At 61.9% G+C, this 10,268-nt stretch carries 6 protein-coding genes and 2 pseudogenes; 4 read left to right on the top strand and 4 right to left on the bottom strand.

Annotation, left to right across the window (positions count from 1 at the left end; genetic code table 11):
* From UYS_RS0216600 to UYS_RS17665, 3 genes and pseudogenes are all read right to left on the bottom strand, one after another.
* Positions 1-443: nucleotidyl transferase AbiEii/AbiGii toxin family protein (locus UYS_RS0216600; RefSeq protein WP_016856643.1), on the bottom strand; the 443-nt coding region annotated here is incomplete at its 3' end.
* A complete protein-coding gene (locus UYS_RS0216595; protein ID WP_026068638.1) occupies positions 433-1,254 on the bottom strand; it encodes a type IV toxin-antitoxin system AbiEi family antitoxin domain-containing protein in 822 nt (273 codons plus the stop codon). The genes UYS_RS0216600 and UYS_RS0216595, both read right to left, overlap by 11 nt.
* Positions 1,255-1,757: 503 nt before the next feature.
* A pseudogene (locus UYS_RS17665) lies at positions 1,758-2,492 on the bottom strand (IS1595 family transposase); the annotation flags it as partial.
* Positions 2,493-3,053: 561 nt separating this feature from the next.
* Here UYS_RS17665 and UYS_RS0216585 point away from each other — a divergent pair.
* The 4 genes from UYS_RS0216585 to UYS_RS0216570 are packed head-to-tail and all read left to right on the top strand — an operon-like array spanning position 3,054 to position 9,789.
* Entirely contained in the window at positions 3,054-4,520 is a 1,467-nt protein-coding gene (locus UYS_RS0216585; RefSeq protein ID WP_016856640.1) for a DUF3375 domain-containing protein, read from the top strand.
* Positions 4,504-5,271: a DUF4194 domain-containing protein gene (locus UYS_RS0216580; protein WP_083868180.1), complete on the top strand. Its 768-nt coding sequence runs from the start codon at positions 4,504-4,506 to the stop codon at positions 5,269-5,271. The genes UYS_RS0216585 and UYS_RS0216580 overlap by 17 nt, the downstream gene beginning before the upstream one ends.
* A complete protein-coding gene (locus tag UYS_RS17660) occupies positions 5,262-8,648 on the top strand; it encodes an ATP-binding protein (RefSeq protein WP_016856638.1) in 3,387 nt (1,128 codons plus the stop codon). Before UYS_RS0216580 ends, UYS_RS17660 begins: the two co-directional genes overlap by 10 nt.
* Positions 8,635-9,789, top strand: coding sequence for a Wadjet anti-phage system protein JetD domain-containing protein (locus tag UYS_RS0216570; protein ID WP_040478816.1), 1,155 nt, complete (start codon positions 8,635-8,637; stop codon positions 9,787-9,789). The genes UYS_RS17660 and UYS_RS0216570 overlap by 14 nt, the downstream gene beginning before the upstream one ends.
* A 199-nt stretch (positions 9,790-9,988) precedes the next feature.
* On the opposite strand, the pseudogene UYS_RS18600 reads toward UYS_RS0216570, so the two are convergent.
* Positions 9,989-10,268 (bottom strand): annotated as a pseudogene (locus UYS_RS18600) (hypothetical protein); the annotation flags it as partial.

Below are 10,268 nucleotides of genomic sequence, written 5' to 3'. Positions count from 1 at the left end.
AGGTCTTCAAATGAGACGATCTGGATTTCCGCGTAGCCGAATTCATCCTCGACGGCTTCCGACACCGCACGGATGTTAGGTTCGTGGACAACGCCGCGTGGGACCGGCGAGGTCTCGATCTTGATCTCCGCACCGCCAAGTCGTGCTAGCACGCGGGTGGCACCGCCACCGCCGCCTTTGATGCGTTGTGTCTGCGCCCCCCTGATGCCGCGCGCGACGGCAGAGGCAATGCGGTCCATCGCTGCGTTGATCTCGGCCAGACTTTCAGTACGGTCTTTAACCGGCAGGTAGGTCAGATCGATATCAACCGATAGGCGTGGGAGATCGCGGTAGAACAGGTTGATGGCCGTGCCGCCTTTCAGTGCGAAAATCTCTTCTTCGGCGACATAGGGGAGAACGCGTACGAGCAGGGCGACCTGCGATGTGTAATCTTCACGCGCCATCAGTTGCCTCCCTTATGGCGAATTCTTCCGGCACCATGATGCGATAGCGCGGGTGTATCTTGCCGCCTTTGACCAGAGCACGGTCGCCGCTTCCTAAGTTGAATTCCTGCGGGTCGAGGCGCTTACGCCACGGGTGGTTGTGGCGATCGGCAAAGACGAAGAACAGCCGCGTCACCTTAATCTTTCTGCAACTATGCAGCAACGCGGAAAGCGTGCGCGGGCGAAGGGTGGTCAGACTTTCAAATACCATGTCGAGATTGTGGAAGCTCTCATTGTCAGGCAGTTCGTCCATGACTTCCAGGATCGCCCTTTCGGGCGATGACATTGTCAGTGGCCAGTCCCAGGGCAGGGCACTTGTCGTGTCGGACCCTTCCTTGGTGAGGCCGAGTGAGGGTTCGGAGAAGAGCGGGGTTGTGCGCGTGTTCAGCGATGCGTTTAACGGTAGTCGGATCAGCCAGTTCGGTATGTCTTCGCCATAGACCCAAACCGGCGCGTGTCCGCCGAGCGGTAAATAATGGCTATAGCCTTGCAGCGCGAGCGCTGTCATGCCGCCGACATGGACGTCGTAGGCCATGATGTGCTGTAGCGAGAGCAGGCAGGTTTTCCAGTCAATTGTATCGGGGGCTCCCGTATCCGGGGCCGGACGCAGGAAAACGCCACGAGTCACCCGCTCCAGCCAGCCGCGATTCACGTATTTGCGTGCGAGGAAGCGGCTGATCTCATGGCGCTCCAGCCAGCCAGAATCCACTATGAAGCCGGGAGGGACGGCTTCAAGGATACTCTTTAGCTTTTCTTTTTTATGTGTACTCATGGAACACATAATAGCATGATATCAATGAGCTTGCCGCTCACTTCTTTGTAGATTGGTATAATTGTGTACCTTAAGATCACAAAAAATGTAAAGCGCAAAGAGAATGTCAGCCAGCCAAGCAGGGGTGAACGACCATTCCTGTACTCGAACTTACCCCCTAAGCCCGGGATATTCATGAGGCAGGCATGAGCACAAAGATAGATGTCGGGTCCCGTGTGATGATCAGGAGGTCTGATCTATGTCGTTATCCCAGACGTTGATGATCTGCCGAGGTGGCTGATGTGGACTGACGCAGGTGCCCGTGAGGGAGCAACCCACGGTAGACCGCGGTGGCCATGGGCTACCCTGATAGCCATATCATCAGCTGGGTAGCCTCCCCATGACACCGTTCTCACATCCTCCCACAGACCCGCTCGCTAGCCCGGATCTTTGCCGACAGGGTCATCGACCTCCGTGACCGTTTCCCCCAACCCCTGGAGAGCTTTCGCGAGGCACTGGAATGGCTATGTCCCCATCGAATGTTGTTCGGTGCGCCCCACTGCCTCTTGAAGGCAGTGAACCGGGCGTATCGCCAGGGCGTAGCGTTCCAGCATTCGTCGCCACCCGAGGTAATTGACGAGGTATCGGGTGGCGACGCCATGGAAACGGCGCATCCAGCCCTTCAAGCGGCTGTGGTAAGCATTGACGTTCTGGATGTGAAAGGCCCCCGTGCGGACGCGCTGTCCAGGCCTGGCATGCACCACCTGATGAGTGATGCCATGGCGGCGGGCGAAGGCCGAGTACACGCTGGCACCGTCCGTACAGAGCACCGCTTCCTGATCGATGAGGGGAGATAGGGCGTCCTGGATATGCTGAGCATCGAGCTTGTCCAGGAGGAAGTCCGCCGTATGACCCTCTCGATCGCGTACCACCATCACCGGAATCTGTTCAGGTCCCGTCCCTCGCGTCTTGCCCACGCCACCGCGTTGACGCGGTGGTCGTGGCAGGTGGCGCTGTCCCTTGAAGGATTCCAGAAAGAACGTCTCATCGGCTTCCACGATGCCCGTTTCCCGGGTGTCGTGATGTTGAGCGGCCAGCGCCAGAAACCGGTGTCGCCAGCGAAAGGCCGTATTCTTGCTGATGCCGCAGCGCCGTGCTGCCGCCCGCACGGTCAGTCCCTCTATCAGGGCTTGGGCATACGTCGGCCAGCACGCGACTCGACGAAGGCGGGCCAGTGGTGTCGCCGTCAGCGTGTTGGTGCCCTCGGCACGCAGGACTTTACGTCCTTTTACGGCCAAACCGATCAATTATCAAAACATTGATAATTGATGATAAAGCCGTGATGTCCCTCATACATCGGCGGCGCATCTACGCGATGCCGGGCACCCATCCGGGGATGACTCACGTTGAAGGCTGGTTCACGCACGGAGGTACTTCGAGAAGGCGCAGAGTGGCGATGAGGCGATTGAGGTAGATTTTCAACGGTATGCCTCTGGGTGTCTTTAGTTGTAATTTGTCCCTGAAGCCGATGGTTAAATGTGGAGGGTGTTTGCCAGTCACCTTCATGTCTGAAGACCTGACGAATGGCTCGTTCCCTGCATTGCCATTCAGCTACGTGCGCAGAGTTGGGGCAGTTCGCTAGGATTGAGGAGGGCGACGCCCAGTGTAGGCCGCACGGATCGATGGTGAGTCGATATACGGGCCCATCTGTCGCACACTGATTGTGGTGGTGGGTATACCGGATTGAGGCGCTGTGGCCGTTGGGTCGTTCCGACGCTTCTTACTGTGCGGGCAAGCTGTAGCTGATTTAAAGGAGATGCATGAGTTCCTATCGCCAGGTTCTGAGCTACCAGCGCCTCCGTGAATCCACCACTTGGCGCCTGCTTGGTGCCCAGCATGCCCCGGTCATTCTCGGCCTGTTGGAGTCCCATCTCCACGGTAGCGACTCCCGTCTACCGGCCTCGCTCTTCCTGGAGCGGGTAGAACGTGACCTCCAAGCCCTGCGTGATACCGGCGTGGAGTTGCCCCAGAGTAGTCGCGGCTATGTCAGCGACTGGCTGGCGTCAGGGTATCTAGAGCGTTTCCTACCTGCCGACAGCAACGAGGAGGAGTACCGCCTCTCGTCCGCTGCCATCCAGGCGATCCAGATCATCCGAGGCATGGCTTCGCCGCGCAGTACTACCACCGAAAGCCGTTTGTCGCTGGTGGCCCAGCAGTTGCGCCAGCTAGCCGACGAGACCGACCCAGACACTGAGCGGCGCCGTCGCCATCTGCTAGATCAGCGAGAACGCCTCGATGCCCAGCTAGAGGCGCTGGAGGCCGGCGAGCTGGAACCCATGGCACCCGAGCGAGCACTTGAGCGGGCCCGTGAAATTCTCGATCTGGCCAGCGAGTTGACTAGTGACTTTGGCCAGGTGGCTCAGGCCTTCGATTCGCTGCACCGCGAGTTGCGCGAGCAGCTGCTGGAAGAAGAGAAGGCTCGTGGGGAGGTGCTGGAGGCGCTGTTCGACGGGGTCGATGTGATCGCGGAGAGCGAAGCAGGCCGCAGCTTCGAAGCCTTCTGGCAGTTGCTCACCGACCCGGTGGCCAACGCCGATCTAGAGGACGCCCTTGAGCAGTTGCTGGCTCGGGAGTTCGTTGAGATTCTGGACCCCGCCGCGCGGCGTTTCCTGATGTATCTGCCCCAAGCGCTACTCAAGCGTGGTGGAGAGGTCCACGAGGTGCAGCAGCGCTTCGCGCGCAGTCTCAAGCATTTTGTGCAGAGTGGAGAATTCCGCGAGCAGCGCCGACTGCTCGCCCGACTACGCGAGGCCCAGCGCCAGGCGTTGAAACTCTCGCGGAACCTGCCGCCCCTGACCCGCTTGGGCCAGGATCTGACTCTGACCAGCGCTGAGATCGCCTCGCCTTCCCAGTGGCGGCTCTATGATCCGTTGCAGCACCGAGTCGGCGGTCAGATGGACGAGGGGGAGGCCGCCGAACTCTCGTTGGAGAGCATCGGCCACCTGGTGCGCCAGGCCGAGATCGACTTCACCACATTGACCCGCCAGCTGCGCGACTTGCTGGCTCAATACCCAAGGTTGACTCTGGCCGAGGTCCTCGATCACTACCCACCTGATCAGGGCCTGGGAAGCATCATCGGTCTGCTGGTACTGGCCCACCGTCATGCCACGCCCATCCGCGGCGAGCGCGAGGCGGTGAGCTGGGCAGGCAGCGATGGCCTGACCCGCCGGGGACACCTGCCCCTGATGATCTTCGAACGGGAGAACTGTGATGAGCTCTTCGACTGATGCCCCCAGGGACGTGCCGGTCGTTCCCTCCTTGGAAGGTGACGAGCCTCTGGAAGCCGAACCAGGCGAGCCCCGAGAGGAGCCGGAAGGCCTCTATCCCGGTGACCACGGTGGTCTTCCCTTGGAGGCCCGCCGGGTGCTGGTCAAGCTGCTCAGCGGCCCGGTGCTCGATGCCCACCGCCATGGCCAGCTGTGGCCGGTACTGCTACGTGAGGAAGCGCGCCTTCGGGTCAGGCTCTCCGAGCTGTTTCTAACGCTGGTGGTGGACAGCGAGCAGGAAGTGGCCTTCGTGCGCCAGGCCGATACCGGCGAGTTGGATGCCCCGCGCCTATTACGCAGTACCCGGCTGACCCTGATCGACTCGGCTTTGCTGCTGCACCTGCGCCAGCAGCTGATGGAGGCCGCCCGCCAGGGCGAGCGCGCTGTGGTTGAATTCGACGACCTCCACGCACAGCTGGCGCCCTTCCGCCGCCAGGACAGCACCGACGCCTTCGGCCATCGCAAGCGGGTCGATGCCGCCATCGAGAAGGCCAAGAAGAACAGCATCCTGCGTAAGCTGCGCGGTAGCGACAGCCGCTTCGAGGTGTCTCCGATCCTCAAACTACTCTTCTCTGCCGAGGAGATTCACGCCCTGAACAGCGAGTACCGGCGCCTGGCCGAGAACGACCTTGGTACACCGCCCGCCGAGGATGCCTGGGAGGAGCGGCCGGAAGACGACAGTGATGATGACGAGGAGTCGGCATGGAGCTGAATACCCTGCAGGGAGGCTTGTTCGAAGATCCCGAAGCCCTGGCGCAGAGCCTTGAAGCGGCCCAGTTCCGGATGACCCGCCTGGCGGTGTTCAATTGGGGGACCTTCGATGGTCTGCACGAATTGGACCTGGCCCGAGAGGGCTTCCTGATCACTGGCCGCTCGGGCTCCGGCAAGTCGACGCTGCTGGATGCCATCTCCACTCTGCTGACCCCGCCGCGCTGGGTCGATTTCAACGCCGCCGCTCGGGACAACGCACGGCGCGGTCGCGACCGCAACCTGGTCTCCTATGTGCGCGGCGCCTGGGCAGACCGCGAGGATGACGCCACTGGCGAGGTCGCCACCCAGTACCTGCGCCCCGGCGCCACCTGGTCCGCCCTAGCACTCACCTTCGCCACGCCGCAGGGCCAGACGGTGACCTTGGTGCACCTCTACTGGGTCGCCGGCACCGCCACGGCCGCGCAGAGCCTGCGCAAGCACTTCATGCTCGCCGAGCGTGCTTTCTCACTGCGCGAGCTGGAGGGCTTCGACCTGGACCTACGCCGGCTCAAACAGCGCCTCACTGACGTGCAGCATGTCGAGGGCAACTTCGCCGCTTATGCCGAGCGCTTCCGCCACCTGCTGGGCATCGAGAGCGAGACCGCCCTGCGCCTGCTGCACAAGACCCAGTCCGCCAAGAACCTTGGCGACCTCAACGAGTTTCTGCGCCACTTCATGCTCGACCGCCCCGAGACCTTCACCACCGCCGAGCGCTTGGTGGAGGAATTCGACGAGCTGGATGCCGCCCACCAGGCGGTGGTCAAGGCACGCCGTCAGCGCGACCTGCTGCGTCCCGCACGGGAGGCCCACCAGCGCTGGCTGGCCGCCCGAGCCGACGCCCTGGCCCTGGAGGCTGACCGCGAGGCCTTGGAGGAGTACCGCCTGGAGCGCGAGGAGGCGCTGCTCGAGGACCGCCTGAAGTCGCTGGCTCAACAACAGGCCGCCGACCAGGCACTCATAGAAGAAACCGAGCAGCGCCTGGCTGAGCTGGACCTCCGGATCGAGGATCTCAAGGATCGGCGCCGTGCCGAAGGGGGCGATGCTATCGCCGGCCTGGAGCGCGAGTTGAAGCGGCTCGACAATGATCTGGCCCGCGCTCTACCTCGTCGTGCTGAATTTGATCGCGATCTGGAGACGCTGGACCTGCCCCCGGTGCGAGATGCCGCGGGCTTTGGCGAACACCAGGCCCGCGCCGAGCAGTGGCTGGACGAATTGGCAAAGGCCCAGGCCGAGGACCAGCAGCAGCGCGACGATCTGATCACCCGTCGCAACGCCCTGGAGAGGCGCCTGGCAAGTCTCACTGAAGAAATCACCGCACTGCGTCGTCGGCCAAGCAACATCCCCGCTAACCTGCAGGTGCTGCGCCGCGAGCTGGCGCGATCGCTCAACCTTGGCGAAGATGCTCTGCCATTCGCCGGTGAGCTGCTGCAGGTCGACAAGGCCCAGCACGACTGGCGCGGCCCGATCGAGCGGGTGCTGCGCCCGCTGGCGCTGACGCTCCTGGTGGAGGGGCGCCGCGCCGATGCCCTGCAGCGCCATGTCCAGGCCACCGACCTGGGGGACCGTCTGAATTGGCAACGTGTCGACACCGATACCCGACCGAGGCACCACGGCACCGCTGGACCCGATCAATTGCCGGCTCGGCTCACCATCAAGCCGGACCATGCCTGGCGCGACTGGCTCGCCGATCGGTTGCAACAGGATTACGACCACCACTGCGTGGAGAAGTCCCATGAGCTCGCCCGCCACGTCCGGGCGGTGACCCGCGCCGGTCTGGTTCGCGAAGACGACAGCCGGTTCGAGAAAGCCGACGACATCGCCCTCGATGATCCGCGCGCGTGGGTGTTGGGTTTCGACAATCGCGAGAAGCTGGCGCTGTTCGAGGAAGAGGCGGAGACCCTGGGGGCGGAGCTGACCGAGATCGCCGAGACCCTGGACACCCTCGACCAGGAACAGCGGCGCTCCGGCCATCGTCAGCAAGCCTGCCACCGACTGCTCGGGACACGCTGGGAGGAGGTCGATGTTGCCGGTCTACGCGAGCGGCAGGCCGACGTCAGCGAGGCACTTCGAGAGCTACGTGAGGGCAACGACGCCCTGGCAAGCATTGAGCAACAGCTCACTGAGGCGCGACACCAACGCGATCAGCATCACGAACGACTAACCGATCTGCGCGCTACCCTGAAGACCCGGGAGCAGGAGCAACAACAGCGTGAGCGGCGCCTGGCCGAATGCCGGGAGCGTAACCTCGAGCTGGACGAGACCCGCCGGGAACGGCTGTCGGCGCGCTTCGAGGCGGGTGAGCTCACCTTGGACAATCTGGAGCAACAGCTGCGCCGGGTCGACAACGCCCTGCAGAAGGAAATCAACCGGCTCGCCCTTGACGCCAAGGAGGACGAGAGCCTGATCACATCGGCCTTCGAGGCCTTTCAGCGCGAGTTCCACGCCGAGGCCAGCGACCATGGTACCGACCTGGCTGACGCCGATGGCTACTTCGAGCGTCTCGCACGCATCGAGCAGGACAACTTGCCTGCCTTCGAAGCACGCTTCTTCGAGCTGCTCAACCGACAGAGCCGTCAGAATCTGGTGGCGCTCGAAACCGAGCTGCGTAATGCCCGCAAGCTGATCCGCAGCCGCCTGGATGACGTCAACACCAGCCTCGCTCAGGCAAGCTTCAATCCCGGCACTCACCTGAAAATCCGACTGATCGATCGTGAGCTTCCCCGTGTCAGCGACTTCCGCCGCCAGCTCACAGAAATCCTCAGCCACCAGTCGACCGACGACACCGAGCATGCCGAGGCACAATTCGCTCAGCTCCGCGAGCTAGTGGCCCAGCTGACGGGGCGCAGCGCAGAAGAACAGCGCTGGCGGGAGCAGGTGCTGGACGTACGCTTCCACGTGGAATTCATGGCTATTGAGCTCGACGCCGAGGACCACCAACTGGAGGTGTTTCGCTCCGGAGCTGGCAAGTCTGGTGGCCAGCGCCAGAAGCTCGCCACCACCTGCCTGGCGGCGGCGCTGAGCTTCCAGTTGGGAGGCGATGAGGGCTGGCCACGCTATGCCAGCGTGGTACTCGATGAAGCCTTCGATAAGGCGGACCATGAGTTCACCGCCACCGCCATGCGTATCTTCCAGCGCTTTGGCTTTCAGATGGTGGTGGCCACGCCGCTCAAGTCGATCAGTACCCTCGAGCCCTTCATTGGTGGCGCTTGCCTAGTGGAGATCAGCGAGCGCAATCGTTCGGCGCTGCTGCCTGTAGCCTACAACGTGGAGGTCGGATGCCTGGACCTACCGGGCCGGGGCGATCACGCTGCCGAGAGAGACGCCGATGCCGCTGACTGACCCTGAGACACTTTACACACGGCTGACCAAGCGTTGGCGCAACCAACGCGGTCGTTGGTTGTGTGGTGACGGTCAGTGGCCGCTGGGGCTCGCGCTTGGGGTGCCTACTCAGCAACAGGCGCGAGACCACTGGTCCGCTGTGGAGGCATGGATATCCGCATGGCGGCGTTCACCGCTTGCTGCTTGGGTCGAGTGGCAGGTGCGTCAATGGCCAGGGTTGGGACGTCAGGAGCTGCCAACACGACTGTTGCTCGCTGCACCTGGCGAGGTTGCCTCCGCGCTTGGGCAGGCCGATGCCTGGCAGCGCCTGACATCTCGCTTCTCTCGACTGAGTACTCGCTGGCCCATTTTGACCGAACGTCTGGCTGCGGAGGTTGACTGGCTTGACGCAGTAGACGAAGAGGATCTCGATCGTCTCATTGCACTGCTCGACTGGCTGGACGCCAACCCAAGAAGCGGCCTTTACCCCCGCCAGGTCCCCCTGGCCGGCATGGATACTAAGTGGTTAGAAGCTCACCGGGGGCGGGTGCTGCGCTGGTGGAAAGTTTTACACACGGAAGGCGGGGGTGATAGCGACGACATTTATCAGTCCACTGGTTTGTGCCCATCACCTCTGATGATACCCATCAAGGTGCTCGATCAACGACTCGCCGCTCGCTTGGGCGGTGTTCATCTGCTGCACTTGGAGCGAGATGCCTTGGCTGCCTTCGATTGGCAGCCTGAGGAGGTGCTGATTGTTGAAAATCAGCAGACCGGCTGGGCCCTTGAGCCTCGTCAGGGAACGGTGGCTATCTTCGGGTTAGGCATGGCTATAGAGCGGCTGGCGGGCATTTCTTGGTTGGCCAAGGCGCGCCTCACTTATTGGGGCGATATCGACACCCATGGATTCGCCATCCTTGACCGCCTGCGCGCTCATTACCCCAAGGCTCATTCGCTCTTGATGGATGAGGCGACACTCGAAGCCCACCTAGCCCTGGCTGTCACCGAGCGGACCCCGACCCGAGCGACACTACCACGGCTGACGGCAGAAGAAGGACAAGTCTATCAAGGGCTGATAGCGCACCACTGGGGGGACCGGCTTCGCTTGGAGCAAGAGCGTATAAGTTGGGCATGGGTGCGTGAAATGTGGGGTGAGTGCTGAGGGTCAAGTTTACCCAGTTTCAGCTTTTGATGGTGGAGCCGATAACTTCAGGAAGAACTCTCGAAAATGACCACTTCAAATGAAAGAGGGCGGATGCAGCTTCTGATTACAACACCGCCAATGCGTTAATGGCTCGTGATGCGATGAAATAAAGCTTGCCGAGATCGAGTGTTTGCCGGGAAGCGAGAAAGGTCGTCGCCTATTTGGCCATGTTCGCTGCCAAGAGTTCATCAAGCCATTCCGGTGCCAGTTCTGTGATGAGCGCTGTTGCGAGCGGCTCGGGCATATGGAGTGACTCGGTCGCATGTTTTATGTGCGCTCGGTGGTGCGCCGTTAAATTCTTGAGTGCCTTTCCCAAGGCGGTGGCAATCACTTGATGTCCATACTCATCGCATGCCATCTCCCATGCCGTTGGAGGGATCTGGCCCCATTCGCGTCGCATCATGCATAAATCCAGAATATCCTTGATATGATTCTGA

It is taken from the genome of Halomonas smyrnensis AAD6, assembly GCF_000265245.1.
GTDB lineage: Bacteria > Pseudomonadota > Gammaproteobacteria > Pseudomonadales > Halomonadaceae > Halomonas > Halomonas smyrnensis.
This window is presented reverse-complemented; position numbering and strand designations above follow the sequence as displayed.